Source organism: Streptomyces sp. NA04227, from assembly GCF_013364195.1.
Classification (GTDB): Bacteria; Actinomycetota; Actinomycetes; order Streptomycetales; family Streptomycetaceae; genus Streptomyces.
On record NZ_CP054918.1, the window covers coordinates 733,935 to 759,920 of the forward strand.

Here is a 25,986-nt window from a genome sequence, read left to right on the forward strand (position 1 = left end):
GGCCCACCTCCGCGCGGGCCCCCTGCCGCGCCCTCGTATCGCCCCTCAGCCGATGTCCGGCGGATCCACCCTGATCCGCACCGGCTCCGCCTCCGCGCGTCCCGCCTTCGCCATACGGGCGACCTGGGCCGCCTTGAGCGCCGCGGCCATCGCCGCCCCGGTGCCCGGAGGCACCCGGATCAGCGCGCGTTCCCACTGCTCACCGGGTGGCGGCGCCCCGGTCCTGCGCGCGCCGCCGGGACGGGTGACCGGCAACGGCACGGGGCCCAACACCTCGGCGTCCGGAGGCAGTTCGGCTTCGCTCAGGAAGGCGGCCACCGCGGTGGGCGGTCCGGAGACCGCGGCCATCCTGGACACCGGCGGAAAGCCCAGCTCGGCACGCTCTTCGAGCTCGCGCACCGCGTGCCCGACCGGATCCCAGCGCACCAACGCCTGGACCGGGCGCAGCGCGGGATCGGCGACGATCACCACGGTGCCGCCCACGTCCTGCCCGCGCACCAGCGCCGCCGCCGAGATCCAGCGGCGCAGTGCCTCCTCCCCCGCGCGCAGATCGGGACGGCCGAGCATGGCCCACCCGTCGAGCAACAGCGCGGCGGCGTAACCGGATTCGGCCACCGGCTCGGCACCGGGCGTACTGACCACGAGCGCGGGTGACCCGGGGACGGTGTCGAGCACCTGCTCCCGGCCGGAGGTCCGTACCGGCACCGCGGGAAAGGCGCGCCCGAGCTCCTCCGCCGTCCGCCGCGCGCCGACCACACTGGCGCGCAACCGGAAGCCGCCGCACTCCGGGCAGTGCCAGCGCGGCTCCTGCCGACCGCACCACGTACAGCTCAACTCGCCCCGGTCACCTGCCTGCAGCGGCCCGGAACAGTGCCGACACCGTGCGGGCTCACGACACCGCTCGCAGGAGAGCCGCGGTACGTACCCACGTCGCGGCACCTGGACCAGCACCGGCCCGGTGCGCAGCCCCTCGCGGGCGATCTCCCAGGCCAGACTCGGCAACCGGGCGGCGCGCGCCGCACCGTCCCTGGCCACGTCGGTGTCCCCCACCGTGCGCACCAGCGGCGCCGCGCCGCGCATCCGCGTCCGGTCGGCGGCCAGCGGCTGCGCCCAGCCGCTCCTGACCAGTTGGGCCGCCTCGACCGTACAACTCCAACTACCCAGCAGGAACGCGGACTTGGACTTGGCCGCCCTCAGCAGCAGCACCTCGCGGGCGTGCGGCTGGGGGGCGTGCTGCTCGCTGTGGCTGCCGTCGCCGTCCTCCCACAGGGCCACCAGACCGAGGTCGCGCACCGGTGCGAACATGGCGGCCCTGGTCCCGATCACCGCCCGGACCGAGCCGCGTTGCACGGCCAGCCATTCCCGGTACCGCTTCTCGGGCCCGGCGTCCGCGCTGAGCACCGCGTGCCGCCCCTCGCCGAGCACCGCCGTCAGCGCACGGTCCACCCGGGCCAGGGCCCGCCCGTCGGGCAGTACGGCGAGCGCGCCGCGGCCGGAGGCGAGCGTCGCGGCCACGGCGGTGGCCAGTTCGACGGCCCAGTCGGGTCCGGGCAGCGCGGTCCACACGGCGCGCGGCGCACCCCCTGCGGCCAGCGCGGACACAAAGGCCCCGCCCGTCGGATACCGCTCCCAGCCCCCCGGCGCGGGCGCGGCGGGCGGCGGCAGCGGCTCCGGCGAGGGCTTCTGCTCGGCCCGCGCCCTGCGCGGCGGGATCGCGAGTTGCAGCACATCGGCCACACTGCCCGCGTACCGGTCGGCCACCGACCGTGCCAGATCGAGGAGTTCGGGCGTCAGGACCCGTTCCGGCGACACCACCTGCGCCAGCGCCGCCAGCGGCCCGGCGTAGTCCGACTCGGCCACCCGCTCCACCAGGAACCCGTCGACCAGACCGCCGCCCTCACGGCGCCCCTTGTGCACCTGCCGCCGTCCGGCCCCGAACCGCACCCGCACCCGCACACCCGGCTGCGCCTCGGCGTCCAGTTCCTCCGGCACCGCGTAGTCGAAGTACCGGTCGAGATGCAGCACCCCCTTGTCGACAAGTACCCGCGCGACGGGCAACTCCCCGGCAAGCGCCGCCCCCCGCCACGTCCGCGGCTTCGCCCGCGGCGCCCTCGCCTCCCGCACACTCTCCCGAATGAACGCAAGCTGCTCCGGCGGCGCACCCTCCCCACCGCCTGGGGCCCCGTTCTCGCTGCTCATCCTGCCTTCCTACCAGATGGGGCGGACAGGGGGCGGGGGCTGTGGACGAGGAGCAGAACCACGCGAGGCAACAGCGAGGCGACGCGCGGGCCCCTCAGAACGCTGTGCTGCCCGCTACCCACGGAGTTGGCCGAATCAGCGCTGTCGACAGGCCCTGACGCATGAGGTTCGCTTCGACCCGGCATAAATGGAAACGGGAAACTCCACCGACGACCTTGCACCTGCTACCAGTACGCGACGACTCTTACTTGGCCGCCACAAAGCTTCCGGCTTCGGCGGCTCTCGACTCAAGGGGGTAGGGGTGCTGGACAGAGCACATTTGTTCGGAGCCGAGCTGCGCCGCTTACGCCTGGCGGCAGGGCTCACCATCGAGCGACTGGCCACCACGATTCACTACAGCAAGGCCCAGATCAGCAAGATCGAAACAGGCAGGAAGCAACCGACCGTAGAGTTCGCCCGCCTCTGCGACACCGCGCTCGCCGCGGAAGGCGCACTGCACGAGCTGGTCGCAGCCCCGACCGCCGACAGCAGCGGCGACAGTGAACGCGGACCGAGCAGGCGCCAGGTCATGGTGGTGGGCGCAGTCTCGGCCCTGGGGGTCCAGAACCTTCCCGTCGCATCGCCACAACCGCTTTCAGCCGCACCCTCCACACAGGAGGTCGGGGTTCTCGAGGCCGCACGCGTCATGTTCGATCAGTTCCGGCTCCTCGGCCAGGTGACCCCGGCCCGCTACGTCCTCCCCGGACTTGATCAACAGACCCAGGCGCTCACCGGTCTGGCTCGTACAAGCAGCCCGCGCACGGCTCGCAAACTGCTCGAACTGGCCGCCCGCTACGCCGAGTTCGCGGGCTGGATGGCCCAGGAAGCGGGCGACGTAGCGCAGGCCGCCCAGTGGACGCAGACAGCGGTCGACTTCGCGGAGTTCACCGGCGACTCTCCCCTGCCCCACTACGCTCAGGTCCGCCGTGGCCTCCTCGCCTATTACTCCGGCGACGCGGCGCGGACCGTCGAACTGGCCGGCTCGGCCCAGTCGGATCGTCTCCCGCCACGCATCCGAGGACTCGCCGCTCAGCGCCAGGCTCAGGGCCATGCTCTGGCAGGCGAGCACGCCGCCTGTATGAAGTCCCTGGATCGCGCACGGCACCACTTCGCGAGCGACGCCCTGATCGAGCGCGATCCCGCCCTCGGGCCCACCAATCTGCACGACCCGGCGGCCATGGTCGCCGCCTGGTGCCTCCTCGACCTGGGGCGCCCCCGGCAGGCAGCGCTCGCCCTCGACACCGAATGCGCCCGCATCCCGGAGGGCGCCATCCGGACCCAGGCCCGCTACGGAGCACGACGCGCGCTGGCCCATGCCATGGCAGGCGACATCGACCAGGCGTGCGCCCTCACGCACGCCTTGCTGGGACCGCTCTCCTGCGTCTCCTCGGCCACCATCCAGCTCGACGTGCGACGGCTGAACCGGACCCTCATGCGCTACCGCTCCAAGGAGTCGGTACGGCAGCTGCTGCCCGGCCTTGCCGCCGCGATGCACAGCAACACGGTCTGACCGGCACCTCGTCCCCGAACCACTCACCTCACGCCTTCTCACCCGGAGGGGTCTCCACGCCATGCCGGAAATCTTCATCAACTACCGCACCGGAGACGGTGAACACGTAGCCACCATCCTGTTCCAGGAGCTGACTCACCGGTTCGGAGAGGACGCCGCTTTCCGGGCGAGTGATTCCATCCGGCTCGGCCAGAATTACTCCAGCGAGCTCGTCCGCGGAGTTCGTCGAGCCTCGGCCTTCCTGGTTGTCGTCGGGCCGAACTGGGCGTCCGCGCCTCAGTTGCACGACAAGAACGACTGGGTCCGTAAGGAGATTCTCGAAGCCCTTTCCTGCGAAGTCCCCATCGTTCCGGTGCTGGCGAGTCGCACGATCGAGCGCTTGCGGCCGGATCAACTACCTCAACCTCTCAGGCGCATCGCGAACCTACAGTCAGCCCGCTATGACACCCAGGATCGGGAAGGCTCGCTGACCAAACTGGTGGACGAACTCCTCTTTCTCGTGCCCTCGTTGGCCGAGAAGGCGAAGAACAAGGCGCAGCCGGGCCAAGGTCCGGCCGAGAGCCCGCGGAACGTCATCAGCGGAGGATCCCAGGGATCGACCTTCCAGAGCGGGGAGATCTCGGGCGATGTGTACTCGACCTCGATCGACCGGGCGCACGGCCCTGTGCACACAGGGAAGGGCAACCAGAACTTCCATACGCATCAGGCGGGTTCACACGTGTCACACGGGAACGGCGCCACGCACTTCTCGGGGGACAACAACGGGCAGGTCCAGAACTCCCACGCCGATGCTCGCCTCGAACTCGACGAGGGCGGCGAGTAGTGGGGGACAGTTTCGCCACCACCATCGGGTTCGCCGCCCATGCACACACCGGCGACGGCCCCCAGAACAACTATCACTACACCTACTACAACGCGCCTGGCCCGGAGAGTCCGAGACTCCTGGTCCGGGACCATCTGCGCCGGCTCGCGGACCACTACGTACAGCCCGCGGAATATCGGACCGCGCGAAGCACCCTTCATACGCGCGGCATGGTCCTGATCCGTGGCGAAGCAGGCAGCGGACGCAGGGCGACGGCGCAAATGCTGCTGCACACGTATGGCGAGCAACTCACGGCGCTGCGTGAGATTCCCCCCGAGAACGGCAAGGGACAAGCGGAGCTCAGCCGTGAGGGACTGGGCATTCGGGAAGGGCTGCTGCTCGACCTGGCCCATATCGATCGCGAGAGCTGGAACAAACTTCAGCGCGAACTGCCCTCGTTCCATCAGGCCGTGCAGAACAACGGATCGAAGCTTGTCGTCGTGCTGCCTTTGACGGCGGATGGCCGACTGGACGACGTCGACCTTCAGCAGCATGCCGTGACCATCACGCGCCCCGACTCAATGGCCGTACTCCGACGGGCCCTGAGCCCACTGGGCGAACCTGCCCTGCCACCCGATCCTCCTCCCGAGGAACTGACGAGGTTCCTCAACGAGGTGGAGCGCCTCAACGAGGTGGCTCACCTCGCTGCCGTGATCGAGGAGCAATGGCTGCTCCGCAGGAGCACCGACCCGTCACAAGTGTGCAAGGACGCCGTCGACGGTCTGCTGCGGACCGCCGACAACGTGACGGACCAGCTACGAGAGATCAGTTGGGCACACCACAAGGCCCTGCTGCTCTCGACTGCGATGCTGGAACGGGGCCGCCCCTCGGCCGTGTCCGCGCTGGCCGCAGGCTTCCTCCATCGCGTCAAGCAGCCAGAAGAACCGGCGGAGCCGCTTGCCCGCTCGGATTTGTCCGAGCAGTTCGAGATCATCGACGCCCAACACGACCCTGACGGCAAGGTCCGTTTCAACAAGCCCGGCTTTGCCTCTGCGGTTCGCGCCCACTACTGGGACTACCGACCATGGCTACGGCAGACCATGCGTGCCTGGGTGATCGATACGATCACGCACCCCCCGCCCCAGAGCCCAGGCCCCTCTCTCGACGACAACGAACGTGCCGCGCTCATCGAGTCGTTCACGGGCCAGCTCATGCGTACCGAATCCGTCGACGGCCTCACGGCATTCGCTTCCGCACTCGCTCGACACGACAGTGACAGGTCGCGTACAGCCGCGGTCGACACACTTCGGCAGGGTCTGAACCACCCTCCGTGGGAGAGGGCTGTCCGCCAGCAGCTCTACACATGGTCCAGGTCCACGGAGGCTTCCGCTTCCTATCTGGACCCAGTACTGATCGCGACGTGCAGTGGACCGTTGGCGGAGAGGTTCCCGGACCAGGCGCTGGTCCGTCTGCATCATGTGGCACGCCGGTCGGGCCAGGACAGGGCGGCGGTGCGTGCCATCCGCGACCTCGTCGCGGAGAACGTCCGCATCCACGGCCTTCTGTTCGACCGGCTCGCGGACGGACTGAGGGACCAGAGCCCGCAGACACCGGACGTCGGCCTGTTCCTGGAATTCTCCGCTCCGAACGAGCTCCTGTTACCGGTTGGCTCCCCCGGACACATCCTGCTCGCCTCCTCCGCCTCAGCCGCGAAATCACTGGCCAAGTGTTGGGGCAAGCTTCTCAGGGAGCAACCAACTCCCGTGTGGGGCAACCGCCTTGAAACCTGGCTGACCGCAGTTCACGAAGCGACTTCCCGAGACGCGGAACAGCTGCTGGACATCCTTATGAACGCCTGCGGCGACAACACCCGCTCCTACGGCCTCCTCTACCGGGTCGCCCGCCGCCACTCTCTGCGAAGTCTCGTCCTGCAACGCATCAATCAGGCGCAGGGCTACCGCACCACGCCCACCGGCCCCTGACATCTACCGACCGGGAGATCTCCATGAGTTCTGGCCATTCGACGATGACAGGGTTCCTCGCAGCCATCGTCGCGCTGTTGCTCGTCATCACCGGCCTGGTCACCGAGTGGCCGTACTGGGCCTGGCCCGCCGCAGCGGCGGCGCTGGCCGCGGCGACCTCGACGCTGCTGTGGATTCAGCGCCGGCGTACGCCGTTCATCCCGCCCGAATGCACCCTCGAACCCCAGTCGCCGCTGCCACCCGTCGAACGCTGGGAGCAGGTACTCAAACGCGTCCCGCTGCCCACGGCGAAACCCGACTACGACTGCCTCCTCAGTGCCACCGTGCGCTGGCGCCCAGAGGACGCACCAGCCTGGGCGCCTGTGGTGAACTACGCCGGACTTGCGGTCAACGCCATTCTGGAGCGGGCGAGCCAGGTCACTGCCGGGGCCGACCCGACGCGGCTCTCACTCACCGAGCACGTGCTCAGCGGGGAGCTGGCCGTCATGGAGTCCGACGACACGGGGCGGCTGCTCGCCATGGCAGTGGATGTCCGCCTCACACTCAGCGACGAGGACCGGGAAAGACTCCAGAAGCTGGCCACCGTACGCAAGAACGAAGCCGTCTGGGAACACGAGCGCCGATGGGAGATCAGCAGGCGCAGCTATCTCAGCGACGACGTCCTGAAGACAACGGGATCCGCCGTTGTCTGGTGGCTGGCGAAGAACGACGACAAGATCGACAAGACTGTTTCGGACATCGGCCTGCTGACCGAGCTCGCCTCCGCTGCCAACGACCAGCCCGTTCCCCGGGACTTCCAGCGCTTCGTCCCCGGCTTGAGCGAGGTGCCGGAGCCGGAGGAGCCGGTCTGGGAACCCTGTGAGGAGGCGGAGTGGGAGCCCGAGGAAGCCGGGTGGGAGGCCGAGGAGGCTGCGGAAGAGCCGGTGTTCCGACCGGAGGACTACTTCCGGATGGCCATGGACGCGTCCGGTGTCGGTGAGGACGACGCCGAGCGTCTCCTGTTCATGGACCGTGTCCGTGACGCCGCCTGGGTGACCGGTCTCCACGACTTCGCGGTGGACCTGGGCTACGAACCGCCCCGGGAAGAGGAACCGGACACGGGAGACCCCAACCCCTCCGACAGCGGACCAGGGGATGCGAGCGAAGGAAACCAGGAGTCGAGCCGCGAAGAGCCGCCCATGCGTTCCTCGTTCGGCCCGCACTTCAACGGGGATCCGTCGTACGACTGAGGCCGGTGGGACAAGGCGCCACCCCCTGCCAACAGGACGAGGGCCCGGCTCCCCATGGGGACGCCGGGCCCTCTCGTGCCTCTGGTTCGAGACCTCAGTGCGGCTTTCGCCGAGTGATCACAGCCCCGCAGCAGCCTTCAACGCCGCCACCCGGTCCGTCTTCTCCCAGGTGAACTCGGGCAGCTCACGGCCGAAGTGGCCGTACGCGGCGGTCTGCGCGTAGATCGGGCGGAGCAGGTCGAGGTCCCGAATGATCGCGGCCGGGCGGAGGTCGAAGACCTCGCTGATCGCGGACTCGATCTTCTCGGGGGCGACCTTGTGGGTGCCGAAGGTCTCGACGAAGAGACCGACCGGCTCGGCCTTGCCGATGGCGTAGGCGACCTGGACCTCGCAGCGCGAGGCAAGGCCCGCGGCCACGACGTTCTTGGCGACCCAGCGCATCGCGTACGCGGCCGAGCGGTCCACCTTGGACGGGTCCTTGCCGGAGAAGGCGCCGCCGCCGTGGCGGGCCATGCCGCCGTAGGTGTCGATGATGATCTTGCGGCCGGTGAGGCCGGCGTCGCCCATCGGGCCGCCGATCTCGAAGCGGCCGGTCGGGTTGACCAGGAGGCGGTAGCCCTCGGTCTCCAGCTTGATGCCGTCGTCCAGGAGCGCCTTCAGCTCGGGCTCCACGACGAACTCGCGGATGTCCGGGGCGAGCAGCGAGTCCAGGTCGATGTCCGAGGCGTGCTGCGAGGAGACGACGACCGTGTCGAGACGGACGGCCTTGTCGCCGTCGTACTCGATGGTGACCTGCGTCTTGCCGTCGGGGCGCAGGTAGGGGATGGTGCCGTTCTTGCGCACCTCGGACAGACGGCGCGAGAGGCGGTGGGCCAGGCTGATCGGGAGCGGCATCAGCTCGGCGGTCTCGTCGCAGGCGTAGCCGAACATCAGGCCCTGGTCGCCCGCGCCCTGCTTGTCGAGCTCGTCCTCATCGCCCTCGACACGCTTCTCGTACGCGGTGTCGACACCCTGGGCGATGTCGGGCGACTGCGCGCCGATCGACACCGAGACGCCACAGGAGGCGCCGTCGAAGCCCTTCTTGGAGGAGTCGTAGCCGATCTCCAGGATCTTCTCGCGCACGAGCTGCGCGATCGGCGCGTACGCCTTGGTGGTGACCTCACCCGCGACGTGGACGAGTCCGGTGGTGATCAGGGTCTCCACGGCGACCCGGGAAGTCGGGTCCTCCCGCAGAAGCGCGTCGAGGATCGTGTCGCTGATCTGGTCAGCGATCTTGTCGGGGTGGCCCTCGGTGACAGATTCCGAGGTGAAGAGACGGCGGGACACATCGCTCCCTGTGGTTGCAGCGGCTGCTGGCTGATCAATGTCGAACCGGCCGGGAGCTGCGCCCGGCGTGGTCCGAGGCCAGTTTATCGGTCGTATTCGGTTTCGGGTCCAGGAGTCTCGACACATAGGACCCCTGTGACCTGCGACACCCGCATTCTGCGTCACTTTCGACCCGGTTCGCCAGGGCCACGCCGCCGGAAAGAGAGCTGTTCACAAGCCCGACACGAGGGGGACTCAGGGTTCCGTTCGAGGTGCCGGCCCGGCCCTCGCGAGGGCCGGGAGACGTGCTCACGGAGTGAGACGGGCGGCCACCAGATCCCAGACGAGGTCGGCGAGCGCGTCCTTCGGACCGCTCGGAACGGGGGTCTCGCTGCCGTCCGCGCCGAGCACGACGGCCTCGTTCTCCTCGGCGCCGAAGGTCTTGTGCTCTCCGACCTCGTTGACGACCAGCAGGTCACAGCGCTTACGGGCGAGTTTGGCGCGGCCGTTGGCGAGGACGTCGTCGGTCTCGGCAGCGAAGCCCACAACCACCTGGCCGGGGCGGGCGCGCTCGGCGGAGATCTCCGCGAGCACATCGGGGTTGCGCACCAGCGTGACCGGCTCGGGCTCCTGCCCGTCCTTCTTCTTGATCTTTCCGGTGGCGTACGCGGCGGGGCGGAAGTCGGCCACAGCTGCGGCCATCACCACGGCGTCGGCCTCGGCGGCGGCCTTGACGACGGCCTCCCGCAGTTGCACGGCGGTGCCGACCGGGACGACGTCGACCCCGGCCGGGTCGGGCAGCGTCGGGTTCGCCGAGACAAGAGTCACTCGGGCGCCGCGCGCGGCCGCGGTCCGCGCCAGTGCGTAGCCCTGCTTCCCGGAGGACCGGTTGCCGAGATAGCGCACCGGGTCCAGCGGCTCACGGGTGCCACCGGCGCTGATCACCACGTGCCGTCCGGTCAGATCGGGCTCCCGGACGCCGCGGGCGAGCACCCGGCGGCACAGCTCGAAGATCTCCGCCGGGTCGGGCAGGCGGCCCTTGCCGGTGTCGACGCCGGTCAGTCGGCCTACGGCGGGCTCGACCACGACAGCGCCGCGGCGGCGGAGTGTGGCGACGTTCTCCTGGGTGGCCGGGTGCTCCCACATCTCGGTGTGCATCGCGGGCGCGAAGACCACCGGACAGCGCGCGGTGAGCAGGGTGTTGGTGAGCAGGTCGTCGGCGAGGCCGTGGGCCGCCTTGGCGAGGATGTCGGCGGTGGCGGGGGCGACCACGACCAGATCGGCGCGCTGGCCGATGCGGACGTGCGGCACCTCGTGCACATCGGACCAGACCTCGGTGGCGACCGGGTTCCCGGACAGCGCCGCCCAGGTCGCCGCCCCCACGAACTGCAGCGCGGACCCGGTGGGCACCACGCGTACGTCGTGCCCCGACTCGGTCAGCCGCCGCAGCAGCTCGCACGCCTTGTACGCGGCGATGCCTCCGCTGACCCCGAGAACCACCTTCGGCTTGTCCACCGTCCGCCTCTCCCCTGCTCGCACCGTGTTCACGGTGACCGGCGTCCGGCCGCCCCGGCGTGAGCCGGGACGGGACCGGATACGCGTCCTTGCTCCATGACACACCACAGGCCCGGCAGGTACCTCGTCGGCTCTCGCCGGGAGGTACGCCGGGCCTGTCGTGAAATTCCCGAGCCGCTCGACTTTCTTCGAGCGGGGGAACCGAACAGCCCGCAGGCGGTCCCGATCCTGCTCGCAGGGCTGCTTACTGAGCCGGGCCCTCGATGGCCTCGGAGGTGAGCAGACCGGCGTTGATCTCGCGCAGGGCGATCGAGAGCGGCTTCTCGTGGACGTGCGTGTCGACGAGCGGACCGACGTACTCGAGGAGGCCCTCACCGAGCTGGGAGTAGTACGCGTTGATCTGACGCGCGCGCTTGGCCGCGTAGATCACCAGGCTGTACTTCGAGTCGGTGGCCTCGAGGAGCTCGTCGATCGGCGGGTTGATGATGCCCTCGGGCGCGGTGATGGAAGAGGACACGCTCTACCTTCCGAACGATGAGACAGAAACTTGCAGAAAGAAACCTACGCACTGTCGGAGCCGCGGGGTGGTGATGCGGTCCTGCTGTGTGCGGCTGGTCGACGCGGGAGTCAAGCTCCCGGTCACAGTACGTCCATCAAGGCTAGCAGCTCGCGGGACACGTCCTCGACGGCGGTGTTGACGAGCGTGACGTCGAACTCCGACTCGGCGGCCAGCTCGGTCTTCGCTGCCTCCAGACGGCGCTCGATGACCTCGGGTGCCTCGGTGCCCCGGCCGGTCAGCCGACGCACCAGTTCCTCCCACGAGGGCGGCGCCAGGAACACCAGACGCGCCTCGGGCATGGACTCGCGCACCAGACGCGCCCCCTGGAGGTCGATCTCCAGGAGTACGGGCTCGCCCGCTTCGAGGCGCTCCAGCACCGCGCGACGCGGGGTGCCGTAGCGGTTGCCGGCGAACTCGGCCCATTCGAGCAGTTCGCCGTTGGCGACGAGCTTGTCGAACTCGTCGTCGGTGACAAAGAAGTACTGCACGCCGTGCTTCTCACCGGGTCGCGGCTTACGGGTCGTCGCCGACACCGAGAGCCAGACCGCGGGGTGTTCCTTGCGCAGATGGGCGACGACCGTGCTCTTGCCGACCCCGGAAGGGCCGGAGAGCACGGTCAGCCGCGGACGAGCGTCCGGGGACTTGGGGGTCGTCCCCCGGGATGTTGCAGCCATGCAGCGATTATCCAGGTTCTCGGGGGTGCCCGGGAACGTCAGGCAGCGCCGCCGCCGAACTCCCGCTCCAGGGACGCGATCTGGTTGGAGCCGAGACCGCGCACACGGCGGCTCTCGGAGATGCCGAGCCGCTCCATGATCTGCTTGGCGCGGACCTTGCCGACGCCGGGAAGCGATTCAAGGAGGGCGGAGACCTTCATCTTGCCGATGACGTCGTTCTCCTGACCCTGCTTGATGACCTCGTGGAGCGAAGCGCCGGAGTGCTTGAGTCGATTCTTCACCTCGGCCCGCTCCCGGCGAGCCGCGGCGGCCTTTTCGAGCGCGGCTGCGCGCTGTTCAGGGGTAAGGGGCGGAAGAGCCACGCCTACGTCACCTCGGATGTCGAACTGTCGGATACGGACCGGTGAGGAACCTAATGGCCCCACACCTGGTGAGCAACGAGCAACGCGCTTGCCCGTCCGCTCTCGACGGAGACTAGCGGCCTAGACCGCTCCAGTCAGCGAGAACAGACGAAAAGTCCTGGTCAGCCTCTGTCGAGCCCGACATTACCGGCATAACACCCGAGATTTTTGACTTCGTGCATATGCACGGACCCGCGCACCAGGTCAGTGGCACCCCGTCACGGCGCGCACGCCCGCCTCCGCGAACGCGGGCGCACACCCCGTCCCGGGTGTGCGCCCGCGCCCCGCGCTCAGCGTGCGGCGAGCGCCGTCCGGATCTCGTCCGCATAGCGCTCGGCCGCGCCGCGCAGGGCGGCCGGGTCGGGACCCGCGCCGAGGACCGCGCGGCTGACGTTGGGGACCACACGGTCGACGGCCGCACCGAAGACACGCGGCAGATCCGCCGGGGTGGCGCCCTGTGCCCCGATGCCGGGAGCGAGGAGCGGCCCGTTGATGTCGAGGCCGACTCCGGCGTCGGCGAGGGTGGCACCGATGACGGCACCGACCGAGCCGAGCGGGCTCGCGCCCGCGTTCTCCGCGCTGATGTGGTCGAGCATGAGCTGGGCGACGCTGCCGCCGTTCGCGGCGCGGGCGCGCTGCACCTCGGCCCCCTCCGGGTTCGAGGTGAGGCCGAGGACGAAGACGCCGGTGCCGCTCGCGGCGGCCAGGTCGAGCGCGGGCCGCAGCGAGCCGAAGCCCAGGTACGGGGAGACGGTCACCGCGTCCGAGAACAGCGGGGCGTCCGGGCGCAGGTAGGTCTCGGCGTACGCGGCCATGGTGGAGCCGATGTCGCCGCGCTTGGCGTCCATCAGCACCAGGGCGCCGGCCGCGCGGGCCTCGGCGACCGCGTGCTCCAGTACCGCGACGCCCCGGGAGCCGAACCGCTCGAAGAAGGCGGACTGCGGCTTGAGTACGGCGACCCGCTCGGCGAGCGCTTCCACGACGGTACGGGTGAAGCGCTCCAGGCCCGCGATGTCGTCGCCGAGGCCCCAGGCCTGAAGGAGCGAGGCGTGCGGGTCGATGCCGACACAGAGCGGGCCACGGGTGTCCATGGCCTGCCGCAGTCGGGTGCCGAAGGGTTCGAGAGCGCTCATGCCGCTGCCTTCCTGGTCTCGGCGCCGACCGCGTCGGCGAGGGTTTCGTACGGGCTGTCGCGCAGCCGGGCCGCCAGCCCCTTGTGGACCGAGCGGGCCCAGAGGGGGCCCTGGTAGATGAAGGCGCTGTAGCCCTGGACGAGGGTGGCTCCGGCGAGGATGCGCTGCCAGGCGTCCTCGGCCGTCTCGACGCCGCCGACGCCGACGAGCGTGATACGCCCGCCGACCCTGCCGTACAGCCGCCTCAGCACCTGAAGGGAGCGCTCCTTGAGCGGGGCGCCGGACAGGCCACCGGTCTCGGCGGTGAGGTCCGAGGCGGAGCTCAGACCCTCGCGGGAGATGGTGGTGTTGGTGGCGATGATGCCGTCCAGGCCGAGTTCGAGGGCCAGGTCGGCGACCGCGTCGATGTCCTCGTCCGCGAGGTCGGGGGCGATCTTGACGAGCAGGGGGACCCGGCGGTCGGTGACCGTACGGTCGGCGGCCTCGCGTACGGCGGTGAGCAGCGGCCTGAGGTGTTCGACCGCCTGGAGGTTGCGCAGGCCGGGAGTGTTGGGCGAGCTGACGTTGACGACCAGGTAGTCGGCGTAGCCGGCGAGGCGCTCGGCGGAGGTCACGTAGTCGGCGACGGCCTCCTGTTCGGGCACCGTCTTGGTCTTGCCGATGTTGACGCCGACGGTGGCCTTGAACGCGGCCTTGCGGGTGGCGAGCCGTTCGGCCACCGCAGCGGAGCCGTCGTTGTTGAAGCCCATGCGGTTGATCAGCGCGCGGTCGGCGACCAGCCGGAACAGCCGCTGCTTGGGGTTGCCGGGCTGGGCCTGGCCGGTCACGGTGCCGATCTCGATGTGGTCGAAGCCGAGCATGGTCATGCCGTCGATGGCCGAGGCGTTCTTGTCGAAACCGGCCGCGAGGCCGAACGGGCCGTGCATGCGCAGGCCCAGCGCCTCGGTGCGCAGTTCCCGGTGGCGGGGCGCGAGCAGGGCGGCGAGGAAGGTGCGCAGTACGGGGATGCGGGCGGCGAGGCGGATCCAGGCGAAGGCGAGGTGGTGGGCCCGCTCGGGATCCATCCGCCGGAAGACCAGCCGGAAGAAGAGTGCGTACATGTGGTGGTGTCCTCATGAAGAGGGGGACACCGGTTTCGGTGTCCCCCTCTTGGCTAGTCGCGGGTCGCGGTCAGGTGTTCCGCGTGTTCCTGGAGGGAGCGCACTCCTACGTCGCCCTGGTTGAGGGCGTCGATCCCCTGCACGGTGGCGGCAAGGGCCTGGACCGTGGTCAGGCAGGGCACCGAGCGGGCCACCGCGGCCGTACGGATGTCGTAGCCGTCGAGGCGGCCGCCGGTGCCGTACGGGGTGTTGACGATGAGGTCGACCTCGCCGTCGTGGATGAGCTGGACGATGGTCCGCTCGCCGTTGGGGCCCTCGCCCTCGGAGTGCTTGCGCACCACCTTGGCGTGGATGCCGTTGCGCTTGAGGACCTCGGCGGTGCCGGAGGTGGCGAGCAACTCGTAGCCGTGGGCGACGAGTTCACGTGCCGGGAAGATCATCGAGCGCTTGTCCCGGTTGGCCACCGAGAAGAAGGCGCGGCCCTTGGTGGGGATCGGCCCGTAGGCGGCGGCCTGCGACTTGGCGTAGGCGGTGCCGAAGACGGAGTCGATGCCCATGACCTCGCCGGTGGAGCGCATCTCCGGGCCGAGCACGGTGTCCACGCCGCGGCCCTGGATGTCGCGGAAGCGCGACCACGGCATGACCGCCTCCTTGACGGAGATCGGCGCGTCCAGCGGCAGGGTGCCGCCGTCGCCGTTGGCCGGGAGCAGGCCCTCGGCCCGCAGTTCGGCGATGGTGGCGCCCAGCGAGATACGGGCGGCGGCCTTCGCCAGCGGCACCGCGGTGGCCTTCGAGGTGAAGGGGACGGTGCGAGAGGCGCGCGGGTTGGCCTCCAGGACGTACAGGATGTCGCCCGCCATCGCGAACTGGATGTTGATCAGGCCGCGCACGCCGACACCCTTGGCGATCGCCTCGGTGGAGGCGCGCAGACGCTTGATGTCGAAGCCGCCGAGCGTGATGGGCGGCAGCGCGCACGCCGAGTCGCCGGAGTGGATACCGGCCTCCTCGATGTGCTCCATGACGCCGCCGAGGTACAGCTCGGTGCCGTCGTAGAGCGCGTCCACGTCGATCTCGATGGCGTCGTCGAGGAAGCGGTCGACCAGGACCGGCCGGCTCGGGCTGATCTCGGTGGACTCGGCGATGTAGGACGACAGCCGGGTCTCGTCGTAGACGATCTCCATGCCGCGGCCGCCGAGCACGTACGAGGGGCGTACGAGGACCGGGTAGCCGATCTCGTCGGCGATGGCCTTGGCCTCGGCGAAGGTGGTCGCGGTGCCGTGCTTGGGCGCGGGCAGACCGGCCTCGGCCAGGACCCGGCCGAAGGCGCCGCGGTCCTCGGCGGCGTGGATGGCCTCCGGCGAGGTGCCGACGACCGGGACGCCGTTGTCCTTGAGCGCCTGCGAGAGCCCGAGCGGGGTCTGGCCGCCGAGCTGGACGACCACACCGGCGACCGGGCCCGCGAGGGTCTCGGCGTGCACGATCTCCAGGACGTCCTCCAGGGTGAGCGGCTCGAAGTAGAGCCGGTCGGAGGTGTCGTAGTCGGTGGAGACGGTCTCCGGGTTGCAGTTGACCATCACGGTCTCGTAGCCCGCCTCGCTCAGCGCGAAGGAGGCGTGGACGCAGGAGTAGTCGAACTCGATGCCCTGGCCGATGCGGTTGGGGCCGGAGCCCAGGATGATCACCGCGGGCTTCTCGCGCGGGGCGACCTCGCTCTCCTCGTCGTAGGAGGAGTAGAAGTACGGGGTCCTCGCGGCGAATTCGGCGGCGCAGGTGTCGACCGTCTTGTAGACCGGGCGTACGCCCAGCGCGTGCCGGACCTCGCGTACCACGCCCTCGCGCAGCCCGCGGATCTCGGCGATCTGCGCGTCGGAGAAGCCGTGCCGCTTGGCCTCGGCGAGCAGCTCGGGGCCGAGCTTCTCGGCGGCCGTGAGCTCGTCGGCGATCTCCTTGATGAGGAAGAGCTGGTCGACGAACCAGGGATCGATCTTCGTCGACTCGAAGACCTCCTCGGGGGTGGCGCCCGCGCGGATGGCCTGCATGACGGTGTTGATCCGGCCGTCGGTGGGGCGTACCGCCTCGGCGAGCAGGGCCGCCTTGTCACCGGGTTCGCCGGTGAAGGTGAACTGCGAGCCCTTCTTCTCCAAGGAGCGCAGGGCCTTTTGCAGGGCCTCGGTGAAGTTGCGGCCGATGGCCATCGCCTCGCCCACCGACTTCATGGTGGTGGTGAGCGTGGAGTCGGCTTGCGGGAACTTCTCGAACGCGAAGCGAGGGGCCTTGACGACGACGTAGTCGAGCGTTGGCTCGAAGGAGGCCGGGGTCTGCTCGGTGATGTCGTTGGGGATCTCGTCGAGCGTGTAGCCGACGGCGAGCCGGGCGGCGATCTTCGCGATCGGGAATCCGGTGGCCTTGGAGGCGAGCGCGGAGGAGCGCGAGACGCGCGGGTTCATCTCGATGACGATGACCCGGCCGTCCTCGGGGTTGACCGCGAACTGGATGTTGCAGCCGCCGGTGTCGACGCCGACCTCGCGGATCACGGCGATGCCGATGTCGCGCAGGATCTGGTACTCGCGGTCGGTGAGCGTCATCGCCGGGGCGACGGTGATCGAGTCGCCGGTGTGCACGCCCATCGGGTCGAAGTTCTCGATGGAGCAGACGACCACGACGTTGTCGTGCTTGTCGCGCATCAGCTCCAGCTCGTACTCCTTCCAGCCGAGGATGGACTCCTCCAGGAGCACCTCGGTGGTCGGCGAGAGCGTCAGGCCCTGTCCGGCGATACGGCGCAGTTCCTCCTCGTTGTGCGCGAAGCCGGAACCGGCGCCGCCCATGGTGAAGGAGGGGCGCACGACGACCGGGTAGCCGCCGAGTTCGTCGACACCCCCGAGGACGTCGGCCATGGAGTGGCAGATGACCGAGCGGGCGGACTCGCCGTGGCCGATCTTGCCGCGGACGGCCTCGACGACGTCCTTGAACAGGTCGCGGTCCTCGCCCTTGTTGATGGCCTCGACGTTGGCGCCGATCAGTTCGACGCCGTACTTGTCCAGAGTGCCCGCCCCGTGCAGGGAGATCGCGGTGTTCAGCGCGGTCTGGCCGCCGAGGGTGGGCAGCAGGGCGTCGGGGCGCTCCTTGGCGATGATCTTCTCGACGAACTCCGGGGTGATCGGCTCGACATAGGTGGCGTCGGCGATCTCCGGGTCGGTCATGATCGTGGCCGGGTTGGAGTTGACCAGGATGACGCGCAGGCCCTCGGACTTGAGGACGCGGCAGGCCTGGGTGCCCGAGTAGTCGAATTCTGCGGCCTGGCCGATGACGATCGGGCCGGAGCCGATGACCAGGACGGACTGGATATCGGTGCGCTTAGGCACGCGCGGCCTCCATCAGGGAAACGAAGCGGTCGAACAGGTAGGCCGCGTCGTGCGGGCCCGCTGCTGCTTCGGGGTGGTACTGGACGCTGAAGGCCGGCCGGTCGAGGAGCCGGAGCCCCTCCACCACCTCGTCGTTGAGGCAGACGTGCGAGACCTCTGCACGGCCGTAGGGGGTGTCGGAGATCCGGTCGAGCGGCGCGTCGACGGCGAACCCGTGGTTGTGCGCGGTGACTTCGACCTTTCCGGTGGTGCGGTCCTGCACCGGCTGGTTGATCCCGCGGTGGCCGTACTTCAGCTTGAAGGTGCCAAAGCCCAGGGCGCGGCCGAGGATCTGGTTGCCGAAGCAGATGCCGAACAGCGGGGTGCCGCGCTCCAGGACGCCGCGCATCACCGAGACCGGGTGGTCGGCGGTGGCGGGGTCGCCGGGGCCGTTGGAGAAGAAGACGCCGTCCGGGTTCACCGCGTAGACGTCCTCGACGCTCGCGGTGGCGGGCAGCACGTGGACCTCGATGCCGCGCTCGGCCATCCGGTGCGGGGTCATGCCCTTGATACCGAGGTCCACGGCGGCGACGGTGAACTTCTTGGTGCCGATCGCGGGGACCACGTAGGTCTCCTTGGTGGCGACCTCGGCGGACAGGTCGGCGCCCTTCATCTCGGGCGCCTGGCGGACCTCGGCGAGCATGGTGCCCTCGTCGGGCAGCGCGTTGCCGGAGAAGATGCCGACCCGCATGGCACCGCGCTCGCGCAGGTGCCGGGTCAGCGCCCGGGTGTCGACGCCGCTGATGCCGACGACGCCCTGGCGGGCGAGCTCCTCGTCGAGGGTGCGCCGGGAGCGCCAGTTGGAGGGGACCCGCGCGGGGTCGCGTACGACATAGCCGGAGACCCAGATCCGCTGCGACTCGGGGTCCTCGTCGTTGACCCCGGTGTTGCCGATGTGCGGGGCGGTCATCACGACGACCTGGCGGTGGTACGAGGGGTCGGTGAGAGTCTCCTGGTAGCCGGTCATGCCGGTGGAGAAGACCGCCTCGCCGAAGGTCTCCCCCACCGCCCCGTAGGCGCGGCCGCGGAACGTCCGGCCGTCCTCCAGGACCAGTACGGCGGGGACCTTTTCGGCCTGCCTGGTGGGGGTGCTCATGGGGTTGCGCCTTCCGTGTTCGGTTCTGTGGTGCGCGGGCCGACGAGTGCGGCGACGGCGTCGACCCACTCGGCCTGGCCCGCCGCGCGGTCGAGGCGGAACCCGGAGTCGAGTTCCTGCTCGCCGTGCTGCCAGGTGACGATCAGCATGCCGCCCTCGGTGAGGACCTTGCCCGCGATGCCCTTGTCGAGGCGGGCCTCGCGGAGCCGGTCGGCCGGGACGAAGAAGTCGGTGGCTCCGGGGCGTACGACGTCCAGGCCCTCGGCGGTGAGGGTCAGTTCGGCCCGGCTGCGGGTACCGAGGCCGTGCGCGACGATCCGGTCCAGCCAGTGCCCCGCGGTGGTGGAGCCGTGGTAGCGGCCGCTGGCCGCGAGCAGCACCGGGCCGGTGTCCTCGGGGGTGGCGGGCAGCTCCGGCAGGTCGCTCTGCAGAGTGCCGCGCCACTTCCAGCCCTGGCGCATCAGCCAGTAGACGAAGGCGACGAACACGGCGAGTCCCACGAGCCAGCCGATACGGGCTGCCCAGTCGGTCACCTCCGCGGACTCCTTCTCGGCGGCGAGGACGTACAGGTCGGCAGTAATCACGCGAGCATCCCGTCTACGACTGTGGCCCGGCCCCGCAGCCAGGTGTGAGTGACGCGCCCCGGCAGCTCGCGGCCCTCGTACGGGGTGTTGCGGCTGCGGGAGGCGAAGCCCGCGGGGTCCACGACACCACGGTAAGCCGGATCGAGAAGGGTCAGGTTCGCGGGCTCGCCGGAGGCGACGGGGCGCCCGTGGCCCTTGAGACGGCCGATGGCGGCGGGCCGGACGGACATCCGCTCGGCGACCTGGGCCCAGTCGAGCAGACCGGTGTCGACCATGGTGTGCTGCACGACCGAGAGCGCCGTCTCCAGGCCGACCATGCCCATGGCTGCGGCGGCCCACTCGCAGTCCTTGTCCTCGTGCGGGTGGGGTGCGTGATCGGTGGCCACACAGTCGATGGTGCCGTCGGCCAGGGCCTCGCGCAGGGCGAGGACGTCCGCCTCGGTGCGCAGCGGCGGGTTGACCTTGTACACCGGGTCGTAGCTGCGGACCAGTTCGTCGGTGAGCAGCAGGTGGTGCGGGGTGACCTCGGCGGTGACGTCCCAGCCCTTCGACTTGGCCCAGCGCACGATCTCGACCGAGCCCGCGGTCGAGAGGTGGCAGATGTGCACACGGGAGCCGACGTGGGCGGCGAGCAGCACATCGCGGGCGATGATCGACTCCTCGGCGACCGCGGGCCAGCCGCCGAGCCCGAGTTCGGCCGAGACGACGCCCTCGTTCATCTGGGCGCCCTCGGTCAGCCGGGGCTCCTGGGCGTGCTGGGCGACCACACCGTCGAAGGCCTTCACGTACTCCAGGGCGCGGCGCATGATCACCGCGTCGTCCACGCACTTGCCGTCGTCGGAGAAGACCACGACCCCGGCGGCCGACTCGTGCATGGCGCCGAGTTCGGCGAGCTTCTTGCCCTCCAGGCCGACGGTGACGGCGCCGACGGGCTGTACGTCGCAGTAGCCGGACTCGCGGCCCAGGCGCCAGACCTGCTCGACGACGCCCGCGGTGTCGGCCACCGGGAAGGTGTTGGCCATCGCGTGTACGGCGGTGAAGCCGCCGACCGCGGCCGCCTTGGTGCCGGTGAGCACGGTCTCGGAGTCCTCGCGGCCCGGCTCGCGCAGATGCGTGTGCAGGTCGACCAGGCCCGGCAGAAGCACCTTGCCCTCGGCCTCGACGACCTCGGCGCCCTCGGCGGACAGACCGGCGCCGACCGCCTCGATGGTCTCGCCGTCGATCAGGACGTCCAGCACGTCCTTGCCCAGCACCTTCGCCCCACGGATCAGGGTCTTGCTCATGTCGTTCACTTCTCCTCGGTGATGGCGGCGTTGGTGGTGGGGGCGGTGCCCGGCGCGGGCTCTTGTCCGCCGAGCAGCAGGTAGAGGACGGCCATCCGGATCGAGACACCGTTGGCGACCTGCTCGACGACCGTGCAGCGGTCGGAGTCGGCCACGTCCGCGGTGATCTCCATGCCGCGGACCATCGGCCCCGGGTGCATGACGATCGCGTGCCCGGGCATCCTGGACATCCGCTCGCCGTCGAGTCCGTAGCGGCGCGAGTACTCGCGCTCGGTCGGGAAGAACGCGGCGTTCATCCGCTCCCGCTGGACCCGCAGCATCATCACGGCGTCGGACTTCGGCAGTACCCGGTCGATGTCGTACGAGACCTCGCAGGGCCAGGAGTCCACGCCGACCGGCAGCAGGGTGGGCGGGGCGACCAAGGTGACCTCGGCGCCCAGGGTGTGCAGCAGGTCGACGTTGGAGCGGGCGACCCGGCTGTGCAGGACGTCGCCGACCAGGGTGATGCGCTTGCCCGCCAGGTCCTTGCCGAGTCCGGCGTCCCGTCCGACCAGGCGGCGGCGCATGGTGAAGGCGTCGAGCAGGGCCTGGGTGGGGTGCTGGTGGGTGCCGTCACCGGCGTTGATCACGGCGGCGTCGATCCAGCCCGAGGTGGCGAGACGGAAGGGCGCGCCGGAGGCACCGTGCCGTATGACGACGGCGTCCACACCCATCGCCTCCAGGGTCTGCGCGGTGTCCTTCAGGGACTCCCCCTTGGACACGGACGAGCCCTTGGCGCTGAAGTTGATGACGTCCGCCGACAGCCGCTTCTCGGCGGCCTCGAAGGAGATCCGGGTGCGCGTCGAGTCCTCGAAGAAGAGGTTCACGACGGTGCGGCCCCGCAGGGTGGGGAGTTTCTTGATCGGCCGGTCGGCGACGCGGGCCATCTCCTCGGCGGTGTCGAGGATGCGGACGGCGTCGTCCCTTGTGAGGTCGGCGGCCGAGATGAGGTGACGCATCATCTGGAAGGCTCCGTAGGCGAATTCAGGAGTTTTCCGGCATTCGTCGCGCGCGGGTGTGCGTGCGTACCGGTGGTCGTCGGTACTTGGCCCCTGGTGCTCGGCACCTTCGGGGCGGGGTTCAGCGCCCGTCGGAAGCCGACGCGCCTTCGGGGTCCTCGGCCGGTGCGGCGCCGCTGGCGCCCTGGCCCGCGGCGGCGGCACCGAGCAGCACGGTGTCGCGGCCGTCCTCCTCGTCGAGGAGCACCTTGACCGTCTCGCGCAGCGAGGTGGGCAGGTTCTTGCCCACGTAGTCGGCGCGGATGGGCAGTTCCCGGTGGCCCCGGTCGACCAGGACGGCGAGCTGCACGGCCCGCGGGCGGCCGAGGTCGTTCAGGGCGTCGAGAGCGGCCCGGATGGTGCGCCCGGAGAACAGGACGTCGTCGACGAGGACGACCAGTCGGCCGTCGAGTCCCTCCGCCGGGATCTCGGTACGGGCCAGCGCACGCGGCGGCCGCATCCGCAGGTCGTCGCGGTACATGGTGATGTCGAGCGAGCCGACCGGGATCTCCGAACCGGTGATCTCCGCCAGCTTCGCGCCGAGCCGCTGGGCGAGGAAGACGCCGCGGGTCGGAATACCGAGGAGCACCACGTCGTCGGCGCCCTTGGCGCGCTCGACGATCTCGTGGGCGATGCGGGTCAGCACCCGCGCGATGTCCGGCGCTTCGAGCACTGCTCGTGCGGCGCCGGGTCCGGCATTGCTGCCGTTGTTGCCGTTGATCCCGTTGTCCACGGTAAACGGACCTCCTTCTCCGCCTCACGGGACGGTTCTTAAAGGACGTCGAATTTGCGCCAGCCATCCTACCAGCAGTGACGTAGTCCCTCATCACCGGCGGTCCACCCCGGCACACTGTTCGCTCGGAAGGGGCGCGAGAACCCCGTTCGGCTTGACGCAGACAAGTAACGCTGCGTAACCTCACAGTGAGTTACCAGCCGCGCGGCCCAGCCGCAGGTCTATACAGCGTCCGGGGAGCCATATGTCCAGCGAATACGCCAAACAGCTCGGGGCCAAGCTCCGCGCCATCCGCACCCAGCAAGGCCTTTCCCTCCACGGAGTCGAGGAGAAGTCCCAGGGACGCTGGAAGGCGGTAGTGGTCGGCTCCTACGAGCGTGGCGACCGCGCGGTGACCGTGCAGCGCCTCGCCGAGCTGGCGGACTTCTACGGGGTACCGGTCCAGGAGCTGCTGCCCGGCGGCACGCCGGGTGGCGCCGCCGAGCCGCCGCCGAAGCTCGTGCTCGACCTGGAGCGCCTTGCCCACGTCCCGCCGGAGAAGGCGGGCCCGCTCCAGCGTTATGCCGCCACCATCCAGTCCCAGCGCGGTGACTACAACGGCAAGGTGCTGTCGATCCGCCAGGACGACCTGCGCACCCTCGCCGTGATCTACGACCAGTCGCCCTCGGTCCTGACCGAGCAGCTCATCAGCTGGGGCGTGCTGGACGCGGACGCGCGTCGCGCGGTCGCCACGCACGACGAGAGCTGAGTCCGCACCTTCTGGCAATCGGCAGAAACGTCACCTCGAAGGGCGAGTCCGGAAATTCCGGGCTCGCCCTTTAGGTTTTGTACGTGGGAGCCGACACCCCATGTCGCTCAGGGTCGCTCATTTCTGTGGCCGGCGACGAGGCCGTTTCCTCAGTCGCGCCAGGTTCTCGCGGCAGCCTTGACGTAGTCGGTGAAGTCGCGCGGCGAACGCCCGAGTGCGCGCCATACGCCGTCGGAGATGAGGCTGTCCATTCCGCGCCGGATCGGGCTCACGGCCTCCGCGTAGTCCTCCGCCTCGGCAGCCGGCCATCCTTGCCCGGTGAGTTCGACGACGAACTCACCGGCGGAGAGCGGTACATACCGGATGCTACGGCCGGTCGCCCCGGAGATTTCGGCGACAGCCTCGGCGATGGTCAGAGCCCGGGGCCCGGAGAGTTCGTACGTCTGCGCGGCGTGGCCGTCCTCGGTGAGCGCGGCGACCGCGACCGCGGCGATGTCCTCGGCATCGACGAAGGAGGCTGCGCCGTCCCCGGCCGGCAGTCTCAGCTCACCGGCGAGGATCGCGTCCCGGAAGATGCCCTCGCTGAAGTTCTGTGCGAACCAGGCAGGTCGCAGGATCGTCCACGCGATACCGCTCGCGCGCACCGCGCTCTCACCGTCGATGTGTGTGGCACCGGCGATGTTGGCTTCGCCGGAGTAGCCCGGCACGTCCACGCCGCGCCCCGACAGCAGTACGACGCGCTCGATACCCAGCTGCTCGGCGCGCTCGATGAAGGGGCGGGTGAGGAGGTGCCCGTCGAGCGGCACGAGGTACACCGCCCGCACGCCCTCCAGCGCGGAGTCCCAGGTCGTGCGGTCGAGCCAGTCGAAGGCCGGCTCACCGGAGCGCGAGGCCGCGCGGACCGGGACCCCCTGCGCCCGCAGCCGGGACACCACCCGGCGGCCGGACTTGCCCGAGCTGCCGGTTACCAGAATCGGATGCTTGATCATGAAGCCAGTCAAGACCCTTGCCGTGAGACGATCCATGGCTATCGCGCTCACTTCGATGTCTGCACGTCTACTGTGGACGCGTGGATGTGCTCTCCGAACTACTGGACGGTGTGAGGGCGCGGGGCGCCCTGTTCCGGCGGACGACCATGAGCGGGCCGTGGTCCCTGCGGTTCGCCAGCGGCTCACCGCTGACCCTGGCGACGATGCTGCGCGGCCGGGCGTGGATCGTCCCCGCCGACGGCGAACCGGTACCGGTCGGCACCGGAGACATCGCGGTCATCCGCGGCCGGGCGCCGTACACGGTCGCCGATGATCCGGCCACCCCACCACAGGTAGTGATCAACAGCGCCGACTACTGCGCGCGCTCCGACGAGGGTGAGACCGGCGACGGCCCGGACGGCTCGGCCCTGCTGCTCAGCGGCGCCTACACCGGCCGAGGCGAGATCAGCGAGCGGCTGCTCCACGCCCTGCCCGAAGTGCTGGTGGTCCCCGATACCGGCGACCACTGTCCGCTGCTCGGTCTGGTCGTCGAGGAGATCCTCAGGGACAGACCCGGGCAACAGGTGATGCGCGACCGGCTGTTGGACCTGATGCTCCTCTCCACACTGCGGACCTGGTTCGACCGGTCCGAGGCCCACGCGCCACCGTGGTATCGCGCGATGGAAGATCCAGTGGTAGCCAATGCTCTGCGACTTCTCCACGACGATCCGGCCCGCCCGTGGACCGTGGCAGATCTGGCGGCCGAGTCGGGAGTGTCCCGCGCCGGGCTCGCCCGGCGGTTCACCGCACAAGTCGGCGAGCCGCCGATGACCTACCTGGCGTCGTGGCGCATCGACTTGGCGGCCGACCTGCTGCGCGAGACCAAGGCCACGGTCGGCTCGATCGCCCGGAGAGTCGGCTACGCCAACACCTTCGCGCTCAGCGTCGCTTTCAAGCGCCTCCGCGGCATCACCCCGACCCAGCACCGCATCACAGCGCCGCCCCCGGACTCGGAGAATGAGAGAGGGTAACCGTTGACCGGTGGCGTCGCAGGTCGGCCGCTCGAAGGCGGTGGCCAGTCAACTGGCACCCGGCGCAAGGGGGTTGAGACAGGGGCCCAACCCCGGAAAAGCACCAGGCCCGGAACGGTGACCTCTCGGTCCTCGCTCCGGGCCTGCGGTACGCGGCTCGGATGTCGCTTGCCCTGCTACGGGCGCCCCGAGGGGCGTGCTGCGGCCACTCGGCGGCTCAGGCCTCGTCGTTCCTGCGCAGGCTCGGCTTGAGCTCCTTCAGCCGCCCGAGGAGACCGTTGACGAAGGACGGGGAGTCGTCCGTCGAGAACTCCTTGGCGAGCTGTACGGCCTCGTCGAGGACCACCGCGTCGGGCGTTCCGTCGACCCAGATCAGCTCGTACGCGCCGATCCGCAGGATGTTGCGGTCGACGACGGGCATCCGGTCGAGCGTCCAGCCGACCGCGTACTGCCCGATCAGCTCGTCGATACGCACCGCGCGCTTGGCGTAGCCCTCGACGAGCTCCATCGTGTACTCGCTGACCGGCGGCTGCCGGGTGTCGGTCCGCGCGTGCCGGACCCAGTCGGCGAGCACCGTCAGGACGTCGGCCTCGCGCTGGTCGGACTCGAAGAGAATCTGGAAGGCACGCTTGCGAGCCGTGTTACGGGCAGCCACGG

At 69.9% G+C, this 25,986-nt stretch carries 22 protein-coding genes; 6 read left to right on the forward strand and 16 right to left on the reverse strand.

Going from position 1 to position 25,986, the window contains the following annotated elements; genetic code table 11:
- Nucleotides 1–45: 45 nt before the first annotated feature.
- The gene (locus HUT18_RS02835; RefSeq protein WP_176097501.1) at nt 46–2,199 is read right to left on the reverse strand and encodes a primosomal protein N'; all 2,154 of its coding nucleotides are present in this window, start codon (nt 2,197–2,199) and stop codon (nt 46–48) included.
- A 301-nt stretch (nt 2,200–2,500) separates the two neighbouring features.
- Between HUT18_RS02835 and HUT18_RS02840 the strand changes: the two genes are divergently transcribed.
- The 4 genes from HUT18_RS02840 (at nt 2,501) to HUT18_RS02855 (ending at nt 7,761) form a co-directional block, all read left to right on the forward strand.
- Nucleotides 2,501–3,748: a helix-turn-helix transcriptional regulator gene (locus HUT18_RS02840; protein ID WP_254878399.1), complete on the forward strand. Its 1,248-nt coding sequence runs from the start codon at nt 2,501–2,503 to the stop codon at nt 3,746–3,748.
- 61 nt (nt 3,749–3,809) lie between these two features.
- The gene (locus HUT18_RS02845; protein WP_176097505.1) at nt 3,810–4,571 is read left to right on the forward strand and encodes a toll/interleukin-1 receptor domain-containing protein; all 762 of its coding nucleotides are present in this window, start codon (nt 3,810–3,812) and stop codon (nt 4,569–4,571) included.
- On the forward strand, nt 4,571–6,532 hold the full coding sequence (locus HUT18_RS02850) for a hypothetical protein (protein ID WP_176097507.1): 1,962 nt from the start codon (nt 4,571–4,573) through the stop codon (nt 6,530–6,532). The genes HUT18_RS02845 and HUT18_RS02850 overlap by 1 nt, the downstream gene beginning before the upstream one ends.
- Before the next feature lie 23 nt (nt 6,533–6,555).
- Nucleotides 6,556–7,761 (forward strand): hypothetical protein, encoded by a 1,206-nt coding sequence (locus HUT18_RS02855; RefSeq protein WP_176097509.1) that lies wholly within the window; start codon nt 6,556–6,558, stop codon nt 7,759–7,761.
- A 117-nt stretch (nt 7,762–7,878) separates the two neighbouring features.
- On the opposite strand, the gene metK is transcribed toward HUT18_RS02855, so the two are convergent.
- The 13 genes from metK to pyrR form a co-directional block, all read right to left on the reverse strand.
- On the reverse strand, nt 7,879–9,087 hold the full coding sequence (gene metK / locus HUT18_RS02860) for a methionine adenosyltransferase (protein ID WP_176097511.1): 1,209 nt from the start codon (nt 9,085–9,087) through the stop codon (nt 7,879–7,881).
- Nucleotides 9,088–9,375: 288 nt separating this feature from the next.
- Nucleotides 9,376–10,581 carry a bifunctional phosphopantothenoylcysteine decarboxylase/phosphopantothenate--cysteine ligase CoaBC gene (coaBC, locus tag HUT18_RS02865; protein WP_176097513.1) on the reverse strand — a complete coding sequence of 402 codons (1,206 nt, stop codon included), beginning with the start codon at nt 10,579–10,581 and terminating at the stop codon, nt 9,376–9,378.
- Between the two features lie 244 nt (nt 10,582–10,825).
- Nucleotides 10,826–11,098, reverse strand: a complete 273-nt coding sequence (gene rpoZ, locus HUT18_RS02870; RefSeq protein WP_005319902.1) for a DNA-directed RNA polymerase subunit omega — start codon at nt 11,096–11,098, stop codon at nt 10,826–10,828.
- Between the two features lie 122 nt (nt 11,099–11,220).
- Nucleotides 11,221–11,814, reverse strand: a complete 594-nt coding sequence (gene gmk / locus HUT18_RS33230; RefSeq protein WP_217710458.1) for a guanylate kinase — start codon at nt 11,812–11,814, stop codon at nt 11,221–11,223.
- Between the two features lie 38 nt (nt 11,815–11,852).
- Nucleotides 11,853–12,176, reverse strand: coding sequence for an integration host factor (locus tag HUT18_RS33235; RefSeq protein WP_005319887.1), 324 nt, complete (start codon nt 12,174–12,176; stop codon nt 11,853–11,855).
- 329 nt (nt 12,177–12,505) lie between these two features.
- Nucleotides 12,506–13,348 carry an orotidine-5'-phosphate decarboxylase gene (gene pyrF / locus HUT18_RS02880; RefSeq protein ID WP_176097515.1) on the reverse strand — a complete coding sequence of 281 codons (843 nt, stop codon included), beginning with the start codon at nt 13,346–13,348 and terminating at the stop codon, nt 12,506–12,508.
- Entirely contained in the window at nt 13,345–14,448 is a 1,104-nt protein-coding gene (locus HUT18_RS02885) for a quinone-dependent dihydroorotate dehydrogenase (RefSeq protein WP_176097517.1), read from the reverse strand. Before HUT18_RS02885 ends, pyrF begins: the two co-directional genes overlap by 4 nt.
- Before the next feature lie 53 nt (nt 14,449–14,501).
- Nucleotides 14,502–17,810, reverse strand: a complete 3,309-nt coding sequence (gene carB / locus HUT18_RS02890) for a carbamoyl-phosphate synthase large subunit (protein WP_176097523.1) — start codon at nt 17,808–17,810, stop codon at nt 14,502–14,504.
- Nucleotides 17,803–18,945, reverse strand: coding sequence for a glutamine-hydrolyzing carbamoyl-phosphate synthase small subunit (gene carA / locus HUT18_RS02895; RefSeq protein WP_176097531.1), 1,143 nt, complete (start codon nt 18,943–18,945; stop codon nt 17,803–17,805). The genes carB and carA overlap by 8 nt, the downstream gene beginning before the upstream one ends.
- The gene (locus HUT18_RS02900; protein WP_176104251.1) at nt 18,942–19,526 is read right to left on the reverse strand and encodes a hypothetical protein; all 585 of its coding nucleotides are present in this window, start codon (nt 19,524–19,526) and stop codon (nt 18,942–18,944) included. Before HUT18_RS02900 ends, carA begins: the two co-directional genes overlap by 4 nt.
- The gene (locus HUT18_RS02905) at nt 19,526–20,812 is read right to left on the reverse strand and encodes a dihydroorotase (RefSeq protein ID WP_176097533.1); all 1,287 of its coding nucleotides are present in this window, start codon (nt 20,810–20,812) and stop codon (nt 19,526–19,528) included. Before HUT18_RS02905 ends, HUT18_RS02900 begins: the two co-directional genes overlap by 1 nt.
- A 5-nt stretch (nt 20,813–20,817) precedes the next feature.
- Nucleotides 20,818–21,813, reverse strand: coding sequence for an aspartate carbamoyltransferase catalytic subunit (locus HUT18_RS02910; protein ID WP_176097535.1), 996 nt, complete (start codon nt 21,811–21,813; stop codon nt 20,818–20,820).
- A 118-nt stretch (nt 21,814–21,931) separates the two neighbouring features.
- Nucleotides 21,932–22,582: a bifunctional pyr operon transcriptional regulator/uracil phosphoribosyltransferase PyrR gene (gene pyrR, locus HUT18_RS02915; RefSeq protein ID WP_254878403.1), complete on the reverse strand. Its 651-nt coding sequence runs from the start codon at nt 22,580–22,582 to the stop codon at nt 21,932–21,934.
- A 244-nt stretch (nt 22,583–22,826) separates the two neighbouring features.
- On the opposite strand from pyrR, the gene bldD reads away from it, so the two are divergent.
- On the forward strand, nt 22,827–23,330 hold the full coding sequence (gene bldD / locus HUT18_RS02920) for a transcriptional regulator BldD (protein ID WP_040255100.1): 504 nt from the start codon (nt 22,827–22,829) through the stop codon (nt 23,328–23,330).
- A 149-nt stretch (nt 23,331–23,479) separates the two neighbouring features.
- Here the strand turns inward: bldD and HUT18_RS02925 are convergent, their stop codons facing one another.
- Nucleotides 23,480–24,319, reverse strand: a complete 840-nt coding sequence (locus HUT18_RS02925) for an NAD(P)H-binding protein (RefSeq protein ID WP_176097537.1) — start codon at nt 24,317–24,319, stop codon at nt 23,480–23,482.
- Between the two features lie 80 nt (nt 24,320–24,399).
- Between HUT18_RS02925 and HUT18_RS02930 the strand changes: the two genes are divergently transcribed.
- Nucleotides 24,400–25,329: an AraC family transcriptional regulator gene (locus tag HUT18_RS02930; RefSeq protein ID WP_176097538.1), complete on the forward strand. Its 930-nt coding sequence runs from the start codon at nt 24,400–24,402 to the stop codon at nt 25,327–25,329.
- 217 nt (nt 25,330–25,546) lie between these two features.
- Here HUT18_RS02930 and nusB read toward each other — a convergent pair whose 3' ends face one another.
- Nucleotides 25,547–25,984, reverse strand: a complete 438-nt coding sequence (gene nusB / locus HUT18_RS02935) for a transcription antitermination factor NusB (RefSeq protein WP_176097540.1) — start codon at nt 25,982–25,984, stop codon at nt 25,547–25,549.
- Nucleotides 25,985–25,986: the final 2 nt, after the last annotated feature.

Coding starts and splice junctions, on each gene's coding strand:
- HUT18_RS02835 (WP_176097501.1), bottom strand. CDS start 2,199: ATGAGCAGCGAGAACGGGGCCCCAGGCGGTGGGGAGGGTGCGCCGCCG.
- HUT18_RS02845 (WP_176097505.1), top strand. CDS start 3,810: ATGCCGGAAATCTTCATCAACTACCGCACCGGAGACGGTGAACACGTA.
- HUT18_RS02855 (WP_176097509.1), top strand. CDS start 6,556: ATGAGTTCTGGCCATTCGACGATGACAGGGTTCCTCGCAGCCATCGTC.
- gmk (WP_217710458.1), bottom strand. CDS start 11,814: ATGGCTGCAACATCCCGGGGGACGACCCCCAAGTCCCCGGACGCTCGT.
- pyrF (WP_176097515.1), bottom strand. CDS start 13,348: ATGAGCGCTCTCGAACCCTTCGGCACCCGACTGCGGCAGGCCATGGAC.
- HUT18_RS02885 (WP_176097517.1), bottom strand. CDS start 14,448: ATGTACGCACTCTTCTTCCGGCTGGTCTTCCGGCGGATGGATCCCGAG.
- carA (WP_176097531.1), bottom strand. CDS start 18,945: ATGAGCACCCCCACCAGGCAGGCCGAAAAGGTCCCCGCCGTACTGGTC.
- HUT18_RS02905 (WP_176097533.1), bottom strand. CDS start 20,812: ATGAGCAAGACCCTGATCCGTGGGGCGAAGGTGCTGGGCAAGGACGTG.
- HUT18_RS02910 (WP_176097535.1), bottom strand. CDS start 21,813: ATGATGCGTCACCTCATCTCGGCCGCCGACCTCACAAGGGACGACGCC.
- bldD (WP_040255100.1), top strand. CDS start 22,827: ATGTCCAGCGAATACGCCAAACAGCTCGGGGCCAAGCTCCGCGCCATC.
- HUT18_RS02925 (WP_176097537.1), bottom strand. CDS start 24,319: ATGATCAAGCATCCGATTCTGGTAACCGGCAGCTCGGGCAAGTCCGGC.